Source organism: Streptomyces sp. NBC_00377 (assembly GCF_036075115.1).
In the GTDB taxonomy this organism is placed as follows: domain Bacteria; phylum Actinomycetota; class Actinomycetes; order Streptomycetales; family Streptomycetaceae; genus Streptomyces.
In genome coordinates this window covers 1,343,623-1,361,117 of the sequence record NZ_CP107958.1, presented here as the reverse complement: position 1 = coordinate 1,361,117, position 17,495 = coordinate 1,343,623, and the positions used below count along the sequence as shown (strand labels likewise).

Annotated in this window: 13 protein-coding genes and 2 pseudogenes; 4 read left to right on the top strand and 11 right to left on the bottom strand. The window is 71.3% G+C overall.

Annotated features, from left to right (window positions below; translation table 11 throughout):
• Positions 1-10: 10 nt before the first annotated feature.
• Both OHS71_RS06040 and OHS71_RS06035 read left to right on the top strand, forming a co-directional pair.
• Positions 11-1,042, top strand: coding sequence for a cytochrome d ubiquinol oxidase subunit II (locus tag OHS71_RS06040; protein WP_328477555.1), 1,032 nt, complete (start codon positions 11-13; stop codon positions 1,040-1,042).
• Positions 1,043-1,451: 409 nt separating this feature from the next.
• A complete protein-coding gene (locus tag OHS71_RS06035) occupies positions 1,452-1,901 on the top strand; it encodes a DUF5709 domain-containing protein (RefSeq protein WP_328484409.1) in 450 nt (149 codons plus the stop codon).
• A gap of 217 nt (positions 1,902-2,118) precedes the next feature.
• Here the strand turns inward: OHS71_RS06035 and OHS71_RS06030 are convergent, their stop codons facing one another.
• From OHS71_RS06030 to OHS71_RS41285, 8 genes and pseudogenes are all read right to left on the bottom strand, one after another.
• Positions 2,119-2,478, bottom strand: a complete 360-nt coding sequence (locus OHS71_RS06030; RefSeq protein ID WP_328477553.1) for an STAS domain-containing protein — start codon at positions 2,476-2,478, stop codon at positions 2,119-2,121.
• Entirely contained in the window at positions 2,475-3,764 is a 1,290-nt protein-coding gene (locus OHS71_RS06025; protein ID WP_328477551.1) for a PP2C family protein-serine/threonine phosphatase, read from the bottom strand. Before OHS71_RS06025 ends, OHS71_RS06030 begins: the two co-directional genes overlap by 4 nt.
• 458 nt (positions 3,765-4,222) lie before the next feature.
• Positions 4,223-4,567: an ANTAR domain-containing protein gene (locus OHS71_RS06020; RefSeq protein ID WP_328477549.1), complete on the bottom strand. Its 345-nt coding sequence runs from the start codon at positions 4,565-4,567 to the stop codon at positions 4,223-4,225.
• A 348-nt stretch (positions 4,568-4,915) separates the two neighbouring features.
• Positions 4,916-5,692: a polysaccharide deacetylase family protein gene (locus OHS71_RS06015; RefSeq protein WP_328477547.1), complete on the bottom strand. Its 777-nt coding sequence runs from the start codon at positions 5,690-5,692 to the stop codon at positions 4,916-4,918.
• Between the two features lie 727 nt (positions 5,693-6,419).
• Positions 6,420-7,376, bottom strand: coding sequence for a transporter (locus tag OHS71_RS06005; RefSeq protein WP_328477545.1), 957 nt, complete (start codon positions 7,374-7,376; stop codon positions 6,420-6,422).
• 407 nt (positions 7,377-7,783) lie between these two features.
• Positions 7,784-8,284, bottom strand: a pseudogene (locus OHS71_RS41290) (ATP-binding cassette domain-containing protein); the annotation flags it as partial.
• Positions 8,281-8,721 carry a GntR family transcriptional regulator gene (locus tag OHS71_RS05995; RefSeq protein WP_328477541.1) on the bottom strand — a complete coding sequence of 147 codons (441 nt, stop codon included), beginning with the start codon at positions 8,719-8,721 and terminating at the stop codon, positions 8,281-8,283. The gene OHS71_RS05995 and the pseudogene OHS71_RS41290, both read right to left, overlap by 4 nt.
• Positions 8,722-9,324: 603 nt before the next feature.
• The gene (locus OHS71_RS41285; protein ID WP_443047155.1) at positions 9,325-9,615 is read right to left on the bottom strand and encodes a DUF5134 domain-containing protein; all 291 of its coding nucleotides are present in this window, start codon (positions 9,613-9,615) and stop codon (positions 9,325-9,327) included.
• Here OHS71_RS41285 and OHS71_RS05985 point away from each other — a divergent pair.
• Positions 9,544-10,301, top strand: a pseudogene (locus OHS71_RS05985) (FadR/GntR family transcriptional regulator). The gene OHS71_RS41285 and the pseudogene OHS71_RS05985 sit on opposite strands and share 72 nt — an antisense overlap.
• 86 nt (positions 10,302-10,387) lie before the next feature.
• Here OHS71_RS05985 and OHS71_RS05980 read toward each other — a convergent pair.
• From OHS71_RS05980 to OHS71_RS05970, 3 genes are all read right to left on the bottom strand, one after another.
• Positions 10,388-11,056, bottom strand: a complete 669-nt coding sequence (locus OHS71_RS05980) for a response regulator transcription factor (RefSeq protein WP_328477539.1) — start codon at positions 11,054-11,056, stop codon at positions 10,388-10,390.
• The gene (locus tag OHS71_RS05975; RefSeq protein WP_328484407.1) at positions 11,053-12,339 is read right to left on the bottom strand and encodes a sensor histidine kinase; all 1,287 of its coding nucleotides are present in this window, start codon (positions 12,337-12,339) and stop codon (positions 11,053-11,055) included. The genes OHS71_RS05980 and OHS71_RS05975 overlap by 4 nt, the downstream gene beginning before the upstream one ends.
• 113 nt (positions 12,340-12,452) lie before the next feature.
• The gene (locus tag OHS71_RS05970; protein ID WP_328484406.1) at positions 12,453-14,525 is read right to left on the bottom strand and encodes an MMPL family transporter; all 2,073 of its coding nucleotides are present in this window, start codon (positions 14,523-14,525) and stop codon (positions 12,453-12,455) included.
• A 413-nt stretch (positions 14,526-14,938) separates the two neighbouring features.
• Here OHS71_RS05970 and uvrA point away from each other — a divergent pair, with 413 nt between their 5' ends.
• The gene (gene uvrA / locus OHS71_RS05965) at positions 14,939-17,407 is read left to right on the top strand and encodes an excinuclease ABC subunit UvrA (RefSeq protein ID WP_328477537.1); all 2,469 of its coding nucleotides are present in this window, start codon (positions 14,939-14,941) and stop codon (positions 17,405-17,407) included.
• Positions 17,408-17,495: the final 88 nt, after the last annotated feature.

The following is a 17,495-nucleotide window of genomic DNA, read 5'->3' as shown; positions in this document are numbered from 1 at the left end:
TGGAGGCCCCGTGCTCGCCGACACCGCCCTCGCCGTCATGTGGGTCGGACTGACGTGTTACGCCCTGTTCGGCGGCGCCGACTTCGGCGCCGGCGTGTGGGACCTGCTCGCCGGAGGCGCCCGGCAGGGCCGCGAGCAGCGGCGGCTCATCGAGCACAGCATCGGGCCGATCTGGGAGGCGAACCACGTCTGGCTCATCTTCGTGATCGTCCTGCTGTGGGCCGGGTTCTCGCCGGTCTTCGCGTCCGTGATGTCCACCCTCTACCTGCCGCTGACCCTGGCGGCGCTGGGCATCATCGCCCGCGGGTCCGCGTTCGCCTTCCGCAAGGCCAGTACCGAGCTGTGGCAGCAGCGGCTGTTCGGCATCTTCTTCGCCGTGTCCTCGCTGGTCACCCCGTTCTTCCTGGGAGCCGTGGCCGGCGCGGTGGCCTCCGGCCGGGTGCCGGCCGGGCTGGCACAGGGAGACGTGATCACCAGCTGGCTCAACCCCACGTCCGTGCTCGGCGGCGTGCTGGCGGTCCTCGCCTGTGCCCATCTGGCGGCCGTCTACCTGTGCGCGGACGCCGCCCGCGAGGACGCTCCCGGGCTGGCGCGGGCGTTCGCCCGGCGGGCCGTGGTCAGCGGGCTGGCCGGCGGCGCGGTCGCCCTCGCCGGTACGGCGGTGCTGCACGCCGACGCCCCCGAACTGTTCCACGGGCTCACCCACCGGGCGCTCCCCCTGGTGGTGCTCAGCGCGGTCAGCGGCGTCGTCGGACTGGGCCTCCTGCTGACCCGGCGTCACGTCGCCGCCCGTGCGGCGGCCGCACTGGCCGTGGCCGCGATCCTGTGGTCCTGGGGCGCGGCCCAGTACCCGGCGATGCTGGTCGGCAGCCTCACGGTCGACGAGGCGGCCTCGCAGCCCGCCGTGCTTTCCGCCTGCCTGATCGTCCTGGCCTGCGGAGCCGTCCTGCTCGTCCCGGCGCTGTGGCTGCTGTACCGCACCTTCCAGCGAGCGGAACCGGCCGCCCCGACCCCGGCCTCGACCCACCGGACGTCGAACTGATCGACCGGACTCCGCTCCCGGGCCCGGCGCTCCCGGGCCGGCGGCGGGCACGGCCCTCCGCGGTCGGCCCGTCGTCCATGCCGCTCACGGGTGCCGCCCACTTCAGGCGTGCTTTCCGGGCCGCCTACGGAATGTCCCCCGGAGAGTCGCGCCACAGCGGCGAGCCGTGGTCGCGCACCTGGGGCAATTCCGGCGGGCGCGTCCTTCGCACGCCCACTTCTTGCTCACGAGCGCACGGTTTCGGCGTCCGGGGGGTGGCGAGGGAGCCAGGGCGCGACACTGGTGGCCCGTCACCGTCACGGTCTTCGCCGGGATGGCGCGGTGCAGCGGACGGGCTTGGCGAGGGGCGGCTGTCCCGCGCCCTCCGGCCCCCGGGAACAACGATGGAGCGCAAGTGGCCGACGAAGCAATGGGTGACGATGTCTACCAGCCGGACGGTTCCGAGGTGCAGGACGACGCCGGGCTGCTGGACGCGTCGGACACCCTGGACTACCGGGCGGGCGAAGAGGCCCTGGACGAGGGCTACTCGCCCCCGGAGAGGCCCTGGGGCGTGGAGCACACCGGCGTCACGGCGTCGGAGCGCTGGCGGGGCGAGAGCCTGGACGAGCGTCTTTCCGAGGAGGTGCCGGACATCGGTGTCCCGGAGGGCGACGGCATCGGGGACACCTGGGACACCGACGGTGAGCTCATCGACCACGAGGTCGGGGACGAGCGCGCCGGACGGCTGCTCGCGCCCGACGAGGGCAGCCATGCCAACACCGAGACCGACCTCGTCGCTTCCGACGTGGGTCTGGACGGTGCCGGGGCGTCGGCCGAGGAGGCCGCGATGCACGTGATCCCCGACGCCGACACGTACTGAGGGACGGCGGACGGGGGCTCCGCGGCGCGGTCCCTCGGGACCGTGCGGTCCCTGCCTGCGGCCCTGCGGCCCTGCGGCCCTGCGGCCCTGCGGCCCTGCGGCCCTGCCGGGCGGGCGGGGGCCGGGGTCGGGGTCGGGGTCGGGGGCAGACGTGCGTGGAACCACGTCATGGCAATGCCGACCAGGCGGTCGGCGCTCCGCTGGGCGGCTTGCCCGGTCAGCGTGCGGGGCGCTGGGCCTGGGCTTCGCCAACGCTCGCGTACCTGTGCAGCACGGTGTCGAGGCCGGTCCGGACGAGCATCCGGCTCAGGTGCGCGGGCGGCGCGGCGAGCATGAGACGACCACCGGCGTCCTGGGCGCGGCGATGCAGCCGGATGAGCGTGTTGAGGCCGGAGGAGTCGCAGAAACTGACCCCGGCCAGGTTCAGGATCAAGGCCGGATTCCTCTCCAGGGTGCGCGTGAGCTGCTGATGGAGGAAGGGGGCCGTGTGCAGGTCCAGAGGCCCGCTCACATCGGCGACGGTGACGCGACCGGGTTCTTCCCTCACGTCGATCCGCAGGTCGGAGTAAGTGCTCACGGCGTGGTGCTCCTGTGGTGCTCGCTGTCGTCCCTCGGCCCGTTCGAGGACAGACCGGCCAGGTCGGCGGCCTCGCGGACCGGTTCCAGATACGGACCGATCCATTCGCACAGCAAGACGGTGGCGTCGTCCTGGAGCCGGCCGTCGTGGTAGTCGAGGACGGCGTGGATGAGGCGGCGCAGGGTTTCGGGGACGGGCAGGCCGTCGGCGTGGTGGCGGATGAGGAAGTCGGTGAAGCGGTTCAGTCCGAACTCGGGGCCGCCCGGGCGGCGGGCCTCGGTGATGCCGTCGGTGTACAGGACGATGCGGTCGCCGGGCTGAAGCTGCTCGGTGCACAAGGTGCTGGGGAGCCCGAGGTCGGTGCCCATGGGGTGGCCCGGTGGGCAGACGAGGTTCGTGCTCCAGCGGTTGTCGCGGATGATGATCGGCGTGTGGTGACCGCGGTTGACCCACTGAAGGACGCCGGTGCGGGTGTCCAGCGTGGCCAGGATGCCGGTGACATAGCGTTTGCGGCCGTACTGCTCGATCAGGGCGGCTTCCACGACTTCGGCCTTGGTGACGAGGTCGGCGCCCTGACGCCGGGCGTTGCGGCACGCGCCCAGCGCAAGGGCGCCGGACAGGCCGGCGGCGGTGTCGTGCCCCATCGCGTCGAAGATCGACAGATGGACCAGGGGTCCGTCGACGGCGTACTCGAAGACGTCGCCGCTGATGTCGTAGGCCGGCTCCAGCGAGGCGGAGATCGCCACCCGGCCGTCCGCGTACGTCCGCGGCGGCAGCAGATTCCACTGCATCTCGGCCGGCAGGCTCAGCGACTGTGTGCGTACCAGCCTGGCCAGCGCATCGCTGGTTCCTCGCTTGCTGACGATGATCAACGCGATGAGCGCGGCCAGCGCCTCCATGTCGGTGCGGACGTGAGCGTCGTCGCGGTCGGCGCTGATGCGCAGCATGCCGATGCGTTCGGTGCCGTCCAGCAGAGGCACCCACCACTGGAAGACGCCGGCATCGGCCGGTGCGGCGGGCAGGATGTCCCCGTGTTGGTAGGCCCGCCCGGCGACCGTTCCCTCGATCGGCAACTGCGCCGCGTGCTCCCGGTCCGCCGCCTCCTCGCCCGTCAGCAGACACAGCGACGTGCGCTGGAGATCCGCCATGTAGATCAGCACCTCGTGGAAGCCGGCGACGCGCGCGCACTCGGTGGCTTTGGAAGGCAGCAACTCGATCGGCATCAGGTGACTCGCGGCCAGCAGCTCGGCGAGCATCATCCGTCCTCCCTCACCACTACCGTCCATGCGCCGTACCTCCGACTCGCCACCATGACCAGAACCCCACGCTGCCGCCGGGAAGCGTGTGTCCGGGCGCGGTACCCGTCCTGCACGACTACCCCTACAGCCGTCCCTCACCGCCCCCGCGTCGAACGGCCTGCGACGGAGACGCCCGGCAGGCCGTCCGGCCCTCCCTCGCGACGTCGAAGTCGAAGCGAGGTGAGGGGGGACCGGCGGGCGAGGCCGTGATCGCCTCACCCTGCCGGAGCGACCGGCGCGTCGTAACGTCGAAGAGGTGAGGACGGGGAGTGTGACGGCCTCCGTCCTCACCCCTTCTCCTCCCCGCGGCCGCCCGAACCGGCAACGCAGGGCGGGGCCGCACCTGCTCGCATCCCACCGGCAGGCGGCGCGGCGCCTCGGGCCGTGTCGGCGGCACCGCACAGCCGACGGGTGTCGTCGCAGGCCACCTGCTGCTCCGACGCCGGTCAGGCGGACCGCGCCCTCCTCAGCGCGGTGTCGAGGGCGTGCTGGACATCGTCGGGCAGCCGCTGGGTGCTCACCCACTCGACGACGAGCTCGGCGATCGTCCGTAGCTTGAGGTTGGTGTGCTGGGAGACGTCCTTGGGGACCGCGAAGCCCTGCCGGGGGCAGAGTCCGCCGAGGGCGATGACCACGCCGACGGCCTGATCGATCGCGGCATGTGAGGTGATGGCCGTTTGCAGCCGGCTGTTGTCCCGCTGAAGTTCGGTGATCCTGACGGCGAGATCATCCGGCTCCTGCGGCCGGTGCACGTCAGCCGGTGCGGGACGGCTGTGGTGCGACACATCCATCGTTATCACGCTCCGGGAACCGCTTCCGTCGGAACAACGCCGCCGGGAGGGGGTCTGAGGACGACTGCACCACTCCTACCCGCGAGCCCCACCTGCTCACATCCCGTGTTCGACAAGGAGCTGGGGGAGCCACCTCTTACAGCAGGACGACCGTCCCGGTCGGCGGGCATGGATCTTCCACCCTGGACGCAGCGGCATCACAGCCGGCCCCTGCCGCTGACGCCCCGCCGAAGCCGGTGCACGCCACTAGCCGTGAGCAGCCGTCCCGTCACCTCGGCGGACGGACCCGCGGCGCAGCCCGCGAGGGCGGACCGCCGGAGTACTGCATCACCGTCGCGATCCGGTTCGTCACCGGTAGACCATCCCCGGCTGCGGCTTGGCGGGCGCGAGTAGCTGCGAGACCGTCACGATGCTGTAGCCGCGCTGCTCGAGAGCCTCGATGATTCCGGGGACTGCGGGCACGGTGCCCTTGTGCAGGTCGTGCAGCAGGATGATGCCGTCACGGCGAGTCTGGTCGAGCACCCGCTTGGTGATCAGGGCCGAGTCGGTTGTCTCGTAGTCCTTGGCCGTGACAGTCCACAGCACTTGCGCCAGCCCCAAGTCCCGGCAGACGTCGGCCACGTCGTCGTCGGTGCGACCCTCCGGTGGACGCATCAGGGTGGGTCTCGAGCCGATGATCCTTTCGATGGCGTCCTGTGTCCGGGCCAGCTCCTGCCGGGCGTCGTCCGTGTCGAGATCCGTCAACCTCTCGTGAGTCCAGGTGTGATTGCCGATTTCGTGCCCCTCGTCAGCAATGCGACGCAGGATCTCGGGATACTTCGCGATGTGGCCCCTGCCCTGCACGAAGAACGTGGCGTGCAGATGGTGCTGCTTCAGGATGTCCAGCAGTCCGGGCGTCGTCGGGCTGGGGCCGCCGTCGAACGTGAGAGCCACACATTTCGCCTTACGGCAGTCGACGTTCCCGGTCACCGACCCCGTTGCCTTGTCCCGGGCGGCACGCGGCGACGTGTGATCGTAGGTCGTGACCGTCAGGGCCAGGGTCAGCGCGACGGCCAGGACGGCGGCCACGGCTGTTGCGACGGCGACGAGTATGCGAGACCGCCGTATTCGCGCATTCAGAGGCATACGAGACCTTTCCCGGGTTCGGGTTGTTGCTGCCAGGGGTTACTGATGACGTGCACGGCGCTCGGGTTGCTCTCAGCCCGTGGGTTCAGTGGCCGGCAAGGAGGGGGTGAGAGGGAGAGAGGGATGTACCGGGAAGACGCAGAAGCGGCGGAGTGGTCATGTCGGGCGGCACCCGCCTGACCCCTGAGGTCGGCCTTCCCCCAGGAGGGCGGGGTGGGCGTCCCCGGAGAGTCATGGGCAGCCGCCGTCATCGCTGCTGCCAGGCGCGCCTGCGCCGCTCTGCGTGTCAGGCACCTGACAGTCTCGATCGGTGGGCAGGGGGGAGCGGCTGACCCGTATCTTCGACCGGCCGTCCGGGCGCTTCTCCCAGTCCTCCATGAGACGGGCGTGCAGGCCATGCCTGCGCGCCAGATTCAGAAGCGTCTCGGTGCGGTAGCAGAAGTCTTCTCCCAGCCTGGTGTTCGTGCCCGAGGCATTCGTCGTGCTTCAGGCGCAGCCAGGCGTCCCGGCCGCCCCGTCGGAGGTACGGCGTGACGCGACCGGGGTGGCGGAGGGCGTAACCGATCTGGTGGGTGGGGGCGGCGCGGTTGTTGCGCAGCGTCCTCGGCGACCTGGCGTCAGCGGGCATGGCGAAGCGACCTCTGTGCGAAAGGGGATCCCGGTGGGGGACGAAAGAGAGAAGTGAGCCGGGAAAAGGAGAAGGCGGGCCTCGACGCGGTCGCCGCGGTCAGACGCGGCGGCGCAGGAGCAGCACGGTGACGACCGTGAGCGCAACGGCGAGGCCGCCGAGGATCGCGGTGTCGGTCCACTGGAAGGTCCAGTAGTCACCGGCCGGGTTGGCCTCGTAGAAGCGGGCGACGTAACCGTGCGTCGCCATGCACTCCCTGAGCTCCGCGCCTGACGGGAAGGGGCAGTTCAGGACGTCGTCGTGGCGGCCGCCAGTGGTGATCAGGCCGTAGGTGCCGGTCGACCACTTCTCGCCCATCGGCGATTTGGGGAGGATGCCGGCGCTGACGTAGGTGTGCGGCGGGACCAGCAGCCGTGTCCGGTGCGCCCACTCCAGCAGGAGCGTCGTCAGCCCCGTCACCAGCAGGGTCAGACCCATCGCCGCCAGGACCCGGCGGGCCAGCAGGCCCAGCAGGGTGCCGCTCGCCAGGCCGAACAGGGCGGCCGCGACGACCCGGGGACCCGAGCCGCTCAGGGCAGTGACGTCGTACCAGAAGAGGCCGTAGCTCCGGTCGGCGGCCGGTCGCCACCACCAGCTGAACACGCCCGCGAGCAGGCCGGACAGGGCGATCGTGGTCGCCGTGGCCAGGGCGGACCGGGAGGCGAACCACTGACCGCGGCTCACGCTCTGGGCGAGGACCATGCGGTGGGTGCCCAGTTCCCGGTCGCGGCCCAGCAGCGGAGCGCCCCAGAAGACGCCGATGACGACGGGCAGGGCGATGTTGAGCACTCCGAGGTACTTCAGCGGCTCGACGTCCAGCAGCAGGGGCAGGCCGGTGTCGGAGCGGCTGCAGTGCAGCGGCCCGGTGCCGCAGTCGTCGAACAGCCCGCTGTGCAGGGCGTCGAGCATGCCCGACCGGTAGTACGCGGCGATCGCCGCAGCCACGACCAGGGCGGCCGCGCCGATACCGACCAGCACGCGCTGCTGGCGCCATGCGAGCCAGAGGGAGCCTTTCACGCCGCCACCTGCGTCCGCTCGCCCCGAGCGGGGTGCCCCGGGGCTCCGGCCTCGAGGTAGCCGATCAGGATGTCCTCCAGCCTGGGCCGTTCGACGTGCCAGTCGCCCCGCAGTGGTCCGCCCTGCCGTATCAGGGCGGTCAGCTGTCTGCCTGCCGTGCGGCGCTGTACGACTGCGTGCTCCCTGGCCAGGGTGTCGGCCTGGTCGACAGGGCCGGTCAGTATCGTGTGGCTGTCGCGCAGTGACTCGGCGTCCTCACTCAGTTCGACGCGGCCGTCCCGCAGGACCAGTACCCGGTCGCAGGTCTCCTCGAGTTCGGGCAGGACGTGCGAGGACAGCACGATGCTCATGCTGCGTTCGGCGGCCTCGGCCATCAGCCCCGCCGTGATCTCGCTTCGTGCCACGGGGTCGAGGTCGGCCAGCGGCTCGTCCAGAAGCAGCAGTTCGGGCCGCTTGCCCAGGGCCAGGGCGAGTGCGACGCGCGTGCGCTGTCCGGGGGACAGCTCGCCGACGTGGGCGTGGAGTGGGATGCCGCCTTCGCGGACGGTCCGCTCGGCGGTGGTTCGGTCCCACGAGGAGTTCAGTCTCTCGCCCATCAGCAGGGTGTCCGCCACGGTGAACCGCGGGTAGAGCGGCTTGTCCTGGGTGAGCAGGGCGACCCGGGCGCGGGCTTCGGCAGTGCCGGGTACGACGCCCTGCACACGCAGTGTGCCGGAGCGCGGCCGCAGTAGTCCGCCGGCCAGGTGCAGCAGGGTGCTCTTGCCGGCGCCGTTGCGTCCGACGAGGGCGGTGACACGGCCGGCGGGTACGGTGAACTCGCAGTCCCGCAGCGCCGGGCCGCCCCGTCTGCGGTACCTGAATCCGAGTCCCGTGGCGCTCAGCGCGGCCGGCGCGTCAGGCCCGGTCATGGGTCCTCCTTTCGTTCCCGGTCGCCCGGGGCTCTGCTGTCGTGCTCGTGCTCGTGCTCATTGGCGTAGGCGTCCAGGGTGGCTGTGACGAGGGCGAGGAGATCGGCCCGCTCCAGCCCCTCGGCCCGTGCGCGTGCCACCCAGTCGATGATCTCCCTGCGCAGCGGCGAGTCGTCCTCGGCGCCGGGCCGGGCGAGTGACCGCGTGACGAAGGTCCCCAGGCCACGGCGCAGTTCGACCAGACCGGCCTGCTCCATGTCGCGGTAGGCCCGCAGGACGGTGTTGGGGTTGATGGCGGTCGCCGCCACCACTTCCCTGGCCGTGGGCAGCTTGTCCCCGACCCGCAGGGTGCCCATCCGGAGCGCCCGTTCGGTCTGCTCGACGATCTGCACGTAGGCCGGTACGCCGCTGCCGCGGTCGATCCGGTACTCGATCACATCGCCTTCCCCTGATCCAGCGTATTTCCATTAATGAATTAGTACAAGCATGGTGGAGGTGTCGCAGGGGTGTCAACCAGGGGTGCTGTGATTCCGGGCCGCAGGTCGGGTCATCGGGTGGCCGCATGAGCCCGCCGGAGGGGCTCGACCGCCGGCAGTCGGCAGTCGGCAGTCGGCAGCCGGTCCCGGGTCACGGGCCGTCGCATGCGCTGCGCGCCGTCCGGGTGACGCGCGGACCGGAAAAGACACGGTGTCACACGGTGACAGGCATCCGAGTGGTGTGTCGGTTCGGCAGAGGGTCGGCGGCGTCATGGGATCTCTGCCTCGGACTCGCACGGCCCGAGCGGAGCGGACACCGGGATGAGCGAAGGCCGTGCGGCGGTCGTGCTGTGGTGGGGGCGGATGACCGCGAGCACCGTGTCCGGGGTGCCGTCGAGGTTGCTGCGGGCGTCGAGTGACTGCACTGTCGGTCGGGCTGATGCAGCGGCACCGCATCGGACGGGTGGCTCGGAAGGCTGGGCAGGAGGCAACCGGGCCGTGACAGACACCATGACTGTCCGGTGCCACCGGGTGCCACCGGGTGCCACCGGGTGCCACCCGGTGTCAGTGGCGCATGAGCAGCATGATGGCCGTGCCCATGGCCGTCGATCCGTGCCAGAAACGGTCGCAAGGGCCGCCGATGCCGGTGGAGACGCCCACCCGGCCCGACGCTCCGCCCAGTCCGGGCATGTCCCGGGTCAGCGACCGGAGCGCGTAGGCCAGGAGACAGAGCGCCAGGACGCCGGTGATGGCGTCGCCGGTCCGCGCGTCCGTCAGGCCGTCATGCCTCACCGGCATCCACGCCATGGCGAGCATGCCCACCGCGTAGGGCGACCTCCGCACGAGGCGGACCAGCCGGGAGCCCCGGCGGCTCAGGACCGAGGTCAGCGGGAACCACAGTGCCCCGGCGACCGGATGCCCACCGAGAACGATCTGGCCCAGCAGCTGGACACCAGCCGAGCGGTGGTCCGGGAAGCCGTGAAAATCCTCTCGGCGCTCGGCCGGGTCCGGGCGCACAAGGGGCGCGGACTGTTCGAGCGGACGACGACGGCATGCTGATCACCAGTCGCTGGGGCGGCTTCTTCCGGCCCGTGGACCTCGATCACGTGCTCATGCTGTTCGAGTTCCGAAGGGTTCAGGAGATGGCCGCCGCGAGGCTCGCGGCCACCCGTGCCACGCCCGCCGAACTGCGCGCCGTCGAGGTCGCCATGCAGCAGTGCCGGCACGGGTACGTCCATGGCGAGGTCGACGTCTTCAACCAGGGCGACGACGACTTCCACACGGCGGTGGCCGCGGCCTCGCACAACACCTTGCTCGGCAGCGCGGTGCGTGACGCCCGCCGGTTGCAGCGCCGGTCCAGCGCGATCGGCATCCACGACAGCCTCGGCGAGGGCACCGCGGCCGCGGTCGAGGAACACGAGGCGATCTACCGCGCCATTCACGACGGCCGACCCGACGAGGCCGCCGACGCCACGGCGGTACACCTCGACCGGACGCTGGAGGACTACCGACGGGAGATCCAACGGCGCCTGTTCGGATGATGTGTGGACCAGGACGTGCCGGTGGGCCGTACCGCACCACGGTCCGGCCCACCGGCACGTCCTGGTCACAGGCCTTCCCGCGTACCTCACCCCGCCCCCGGTGTCACCACCCCCGACTCGTACGCCACGATCACCAGCTGGGCCCGGTCCCGCGCGCCCAGCTTGCCCATGATCCGGCTGACGTGGGTCTTCGCGGTCAGGGGGCTCAGGCCCAGGGTTTCCGCGATCTCCGTGTTGTTGAGGCCCCGGGCGACCAGTCTCAGCACCCCGCGTTCCCGTTCCGAGAGGCATTCGGGGCCGCCCGTCGGGGGCGGTGCCTCGGCGTTGCGCAGGAGGCGGGCGATCAGGCGGGCCGTGGGACCCGGTGAGAGCAGGGCCTCGCCCGCCGCCACCGTGCGGATCGCGTCCAGGAGGTCCGCGGGCCTGGTGTCCTTGACCAGGAAGCCCGACGCGCCCGCGCGCAGCGCCTCCACCACGTGATCGTCCGTGTCGTACGTCGTCAGGACCAGCACCTTCACGCCCGCCAGGTCCTCGTCGGCGGCGATCAGACGGGTCGCCTCGATACCGTCGAGGTCGGGCATCCGGAGGTCCATGACGACCAGGTCGGCGCGGGCACTCCGGGCCAGTTCGACGGCCTGGCGGCCGGTTCCCGCCTGTCCCACCACCTCCATGCCCGGCGCCGACTCGACGAGCATCGCGAACGCCGCCCGTACGAGCGTCTGGTCATCGGCCAGCAGTACCCGAATGGCCGTCACCTGGCCCCCTCCGCTCTCTCCCTGTTCATCGGCAACGGCAGTACCGCGCTCACCGTGAACCCCCCGCCCTTCCCCGGCCCCGCGTCCAGTGTCCCGCCCACGCTCCGCGCCCGTTCGCGCATCCCCACCAGCCCGAACCCGTCCGTCCCCGGGATGTTTCCCGCGTCCCCGGCCCCGTCGTCCGTCACCTCCACCCGCAGCGCGCCCTCATCCTCGTACAGCAGCACCCGTACCGTCAGATCCTCCCGTCCCCCATGCCGTACGGCGTTCGTGAGCGCCTCCTGGACGATCCGGTAGGCCGCCGCGCCCGCGGCAGGAGGTGCCTCCGCCACCCGTACCGCCAGCTCGACCTCGGCGCCCGCCGCCCGCGCGGTTTCCGCGAGGTCGGGCAGACCGGCCAGGCCGGGGAGCGGGCCGCGGCCCTCGCCCTGGCCGGCCCGCAGCACCTCCAGCGTCGTACGCAGTTCACCGCGCGCCGTACGGCAGGTCTCGGCGATGTCGTCCAGGGCCCTGGCGACGGCCGCGCGGTCCAGGCGGCCCGGGTCGGCGGCCAGGACGTGGGCGGCCACGGACGTCTGGACGCCGACGAGGGTGATGGTGTGGGCCAGCAGGTCGTGCAGGTCCCGGGCCACGCGCAGGCGTTCCTCGGCGACACGGCGGCGGGCCTCCTCCTCGCGCGTACGTTCGGCCCGTTCGGCGCGTTCGACGATGGCCGACACGTACTGGCGGTAGAAGCGGACGTCGATGCCGAGGAAGAGCACGGCGATGACCCAGCCGGAGGTCTGTAGCAGTTCAATGGCCTGGTGCCTGTTCACGGTGAGCATCACGCTCAGGGCGATGCCGAGGACCACGACTCCGGTCACCATCGTGCGCAGCGGGCGGCCGGTGACGGCGACCGTGTACAGCACGATGTACGAGGCCGGGGTCGGCGCGGAGTGGTTGTAGTCGAGCGCGTGGTACGGCACGACGAACGCCAGCAGGGCCACGAGCACCAGCATCGGACGGCGCCGCCGCCACACGATCGGCACGTACGCGCCGAGCAGCAGCGCCCAGCCGAGCGCGTCTGGGCGTCTGCCCTCGTCGAGTACGTCCGGATGGATGCTTCCCTCGCCGGTGAACAGGGCGATGAGCGCGCCGGTCAGCGCGCCGGTCAGCGCCAGCAGCACGTCGTTGCGGATCGCGTGCGGGGCGCTGCGCGGGTCGCGGATGATCGCCGCCATGATCCGCTCGCCCCACCCGACTGGGGCTTCTCTTCCGGTGTTCGTGGTCGTATGGGTGTTCATGGTCGTGTTGGTGGTCGTCGTCGCCTGCACGGGGCCATCCTCCGCCGATGGGCGCCCCGCCGTCAGGGAGGGGCGCCCATCGGCTCGTACGACGGATGTCATATGGGTTCCGGCTACCGTTCCGGTCGTACGGCGTCCGGGTCGGGCCTGCGGGACAGCGCGCCCGGCCACCACACCCGGCGGCCCAGCGCCACGCTCGCGCTCGTCACCAGGTACGTCCGGACGAGGAAGGTGTCCAGGAGCACCCCGACCGCGATCACGAACCCGAGTTCGACGAGTTGCACGAGGCCCATGTTGGTCAGCACCGCGAAGGTCGCCGCGAGGACCAGCCCGGCGGAGGCGATGACGCCGCCCGTCGTGCGCAGCGCGGTGAGAGCGGCCGTCGCCGGTTCCGCGCCCCGCAGGGACTCCTCGCGCATCCGGTGCATGAGGAAGATGCCGTAGTCGACGCCGAGGGCGACCAGGAACACAAAGGACAGCAGGCCGAGTCCGGGGTCCGTGCCGTCGAAGCCGAGGAGCGGGCCGAACACCATTCCGCCGACACCGAGCGAGGCCCCCCACACCGCGACCACGGCGACCACCAGCATCAGCGGCGCGACGAGCGAGCGCAGCAGCGCGATCAGGATCAGCAGCACGGACAGCAGCACGATGGGGACCACCACCCATACGTCCCGTGCGTTGGTGTCGACCAGGTCGATCTGCTGGGCGCTCGGCCCGCCGACGTAGGAGCCCTTCAGGTCCGCCCTCAACTTCTCGATGGTCGTGGTCTCGGCCGCCGACTGGGGCGCGTCCTTCGCGAAGACGGTGATCTCGGTCCAGCCGCCCCCCGTACGTTCCTTTCGTGCGTCGCTGATCCCGTCGGCACTCCGGATCGTGGTCAGGGTCTTGTCGGCCCGTCCGGCCGGGGTGATGACGCTGATGGGCTGGCTGCCCCGGTCGGGATAGGCCTCGGCGAGGGTCTGCATCGCGACGACGGACTCCGGCTTGTCGACGAAGGAGTCCTCCTCCTTGCCCGGTCCCGGCAGGTTCAGCATGCCCAGGGCGAGCGCGCCGAGCAGGACCGCGCCGCTCGCGAGGACCACCCGGGGCCGGCGTCCGGCGGAGCTGCCCATCGCGGCGAACAGTGACAGGCGGGGCGTCTTGGGTGTGCTGCCGTATGCGGGAACCAGTGGCCAGAACACCCGGCGGCCCAGCAGTACCAGGATCGCGGGGAGCAAGGTCAGCATGGTGACGAGCGCGCACAGCACGCCCACCGCGCCCAACGGGCCCATGCTTCGGCTGGAGTTGAGGTCGGCGGCGAGCAGGCACAGCACACCGGCGGCGACCGTGCCGGAGGACGCGAGGACGGCGGGCCCGCAGCCGCGCAGGGCGACCACCATGGCGTCGAACGGCTGCTCCACGCGCCGCAGTTCCTCGCGGTATCGGGAGACGAGGAGGAGGGCGTAGTCCGTGCCCGCGCCGAAGACGAGGATCGTCATGATGCCCGAGCTCTGGCCCGAAACCGTCGTACCGAAGGCCTGGTTGAGGCCGTAGGCGACGCTCATCGACATGTAGTCGGCGATGCCCGCGACGACGAGCGGGACCAGCCACAGCACCGGGCTGCGGTAGATGAGGATCAGGAGCAGGGCGACCACGGCGACGGTGGTGTAGAGGAGCGGTCCGCCGAGCGAGTCGTAGACCTCGCCGGCGTCGGTGGCCATTGCCGCCGGCCCGCCCACCTTGACGCTCAACCCGCCTTCGCTGTGCGCGACTTCCCGCACGTCATGGACGAGGGCGTCCCGTTTCTTCTCGTCGGTGCCGGGCTCGTTGCTGGTCACCGGGTACATGAGCGTGGCGCCGTCGGCGGACGGTACGCCCTGCGGGGTGGCCGTCAGGACGTGCTCGCCTGCGATCCGGTCGGCCTGTTCGGCCGCCGTCGCCTTGTCGGCCGCGGTGAGTCCGCCGTCGCGGTGGTAGACGAGGACCAGCTCTGTGATCTCGCCGCCCGGCAGCTTGTCCTCGATCTTGGCGACCTGGGTCGAGTCGGCGTTCGCCGGCAGATAGTCGGTGATCCGGTCGTGCTGCACCTCGGAGAGCTTCGCCGCGAACGGGCCGACGATCGCGAGCACCCCGATCCACAGCCCGAGCACGAGCCAGGGCACGGCCCGCCCGCGCCGCACACCCGTCCCCCTCTTCGCGGTCCCCATAGACCTCTTGGTCTCCTTGGTATCCATGGCCCCCATGTCGGGGCCCTCCCCTCGTCCGAACTTCCGGCTGGCTGGCACACACCAGGATTCCGGCGCGCGGAGACGGATTCGTCGCGCGGGAGGGCGAGTTCGTGGGTACTCCCGGGGGTGGCGGGAAGGGTCCGTTACTCCCCGGGGAGTACGGTCGCCCGCCTCCGGCGGACGCGCAGGGCGGGCGAATCCGGGCCGGTGGCGGAGCGTCGCGTCTTCCGCAAAGCAGCCTCGGCCCTGCCCGGCGGGGCGAGCTGCGCAGCCCGCGGCTTCGAGCACCTGGACCGTGAGGGTCCGCGCCGAGGCGTCATCCCGCTCGTGTGAGCGGGCTCGGTGACGGCGCCTGTCGCGCGGTTCCCGGCGCGATCAGGTAATCAGGAAGGGTGAACAAAGACGCGACCGACCCCTTCGTGCATGTCCGGGGCGCCAGTGAGAACAACCTGCGGAACATCGATGTCGACCTTCCGCGGGACGCGATGGTCGCCTTCACCGGCGTCTCCGGTTCGGGCAAGTCCTCGCTCGCGTTCGGCACGCTCTACGCGGAGGCCCAGCGGCGCTACTTCGAGTCCGTAGCACCGTACGCCCGAAGGCTGTTGCAACAGGTCGGTGCACCGCACGTGCAGGAAATCACCGGACTGCCACCGGCCGTTGCCCTTCAGCAGCGACGCGGGTCGCCCAGCTCGCGCTCGACGGTCGGCACCATCACCACGCTGTCCAACCTGCTGCGCATGCTGTACTCCCGCGCCGGCACCTATCCGCCCGGGGCCGCACGGCTGGAAGCCGAGTCGTTCTCACCCAACACGGCGGCCGGCGCCTGCCCCAAGTGCCACGGACTGGGCGTCGTGCACGACGTCGCCGAGGACCTGCTCGTCCCGGATCCCTCGCTGACCATCCGCGAGGGGGCGATCGCCGCCTGGCCGGGCGCCTGGCAGGGCGCCAACCTGCGCAGTGTCGTGAACGGTCTGGGGATCGACATCGACCGGCCGTGGCGCAGGCTCAGGAAGAAGGACCGGGACTGGCTGCTGTACACGGACGAACAGCCCTCCGTGTACATCGAGCCGGAGGAGGACCGCGTCGACTACGGCTACCAGGGCAAGTTCTGGAGCGCCCGCAAGCACGTCATGCACGTCCTCGCCGACTCCAAGAGCGAAAGGATGCGCGAACGGGCGCTCCGGTTCGTCAGGAGTGTGCCCTGCCCCGCCTGTCACGGCAGCGGGCTGCGGCCCGAGGCGCTCGCCGTGACCTTCGCCGGACGTACCATCGCCGAGATCAACGCGCTGCCGCTCACCGAGGTCGTGGCGCTGCTGCGGCCCGTCGCGGGGCGGTCCGAGGCCGACGCCACCACGTCGACCGCCCGCTCCGGTGAGACGACCGAGGTCGCGGTCCGGATCTGCGGCGATCTGGTCGCGCGGATCGACGTACTGCTCGACCTGGGCCTCGGATATCTCAGCCTCGGGCGCCGCTCGACGACCCTGTCGCCGGGCGAGGCGCAGCGCCTGCGGATCGCCACCCAGCTGCGCTCGGGGCTGTTCGGCGTCGTCTACGTCCTCGACGAACCCTCCGCGGGCCTGCACCCGGCTGACGCGGAACCGCTGCTGGACGTGCTGGACCGCCTCAAGGCGGCGGGCAACTCGCTGTTCGTCGTGGAACACGACATGGACGTCGTACGGCGGGCGGACTGGGTGGTCGACATCGGCCCCGGTGCGGGCGAGGGCGGCGGACGCGTGCTGTACAGCGGCCCGGTCGCCGGCCTTGAGCGGGTCGGCGAGTCGGCCACGAGCCAGTACCTGTTCGGACGCGCCCAGCCGCTCGATCACCGCCCGCGCACACCGCACGGCTGGCTGCACCTGCGCGGAGTCTCCCGCCACAATCTGCACGACGTGTCCGTCGACGTACCGCTCTGCGTACTGACGGCGGTGACGGGCGTGTCCGGTTCCGGAAAGTCGACACTGGTGACGCAGGTGCTCGCCGAGGTCGTCCGCGGCCACCTCGGACTCGTGCCCGAGGAACCCGACGAGGCGCAGCTGGAGGTCGACGTCCAGGACGCGTCGGGGGTCGAGTCGTTCGACCGGCTGGTCCGGGTCGACCAACGGCCCATCGGCCGAACGCCCCGGTCCAACCTGGCCACGTACACCGGGATGTTCGACGCGGTGCGCAAGCTGTACGCGGCGACGGACGAAGCCAGGGCGCGCGGCTACTCGGCCGGGCGGTTCTCCTTCAACGTGCCCGAAGGGCGGTGCGAGACCTGCCAGGGCGAAGGATTCGTCGCGGTGGAACTGCTGTTCCTGCCCGGCACCTACGCGCCCTGCCCGACCTGCGAAGGCGCCCGGTACAACGCCGAAACGCTGGAAGTCACCTACCGCGGCAAGAACATCGCGGAAGTACTGGCGCTGTCCGTCGACGCCGCCGCCACATTCCTGTCCGCCGTCCCGGCCGCATCCCGCAGTCTGGAGACGTTGCGCGAGGTGGGACTGGGGTACCTGAGGCTGGGCCAGCCCGCGACGGAACTCAGCGGCGGTGAGGCGCAACGCATCAAACTGGCCACCGAACTGCAGCGAGCCCGCCGCGGGCACGCGCTCTACCTGCTCGACGAGCCGACGGCGGGGCTGCACCCCTCGGACATCGCGCTGCTGCTGCGACAGCTGCACCGACTTGTCGACGCCGGCAACACGGTCGTCCTCGTCGAGCACGACCTGGACACGATCGCCACCGCCGACTGGGTCATCGACCTCGGTCCGGGCGGTGGCGACGCGGGCGGGCGGGTCGTCGCGGCGGGCCCACCGGCCAAGGTGGCGAGGGCCCGCCGCAGCGCCACCGCGCCCTATCTCGCGGCCCGGCTCGCGCGCTCCTGACGACAGAAGCGCGATCGTGAATCCCCGAGCACCTGCGGCGCGACCCGGTGGCCGGGTGGTCTCGCGCACCAGCGCGGTGCGCGAGTAC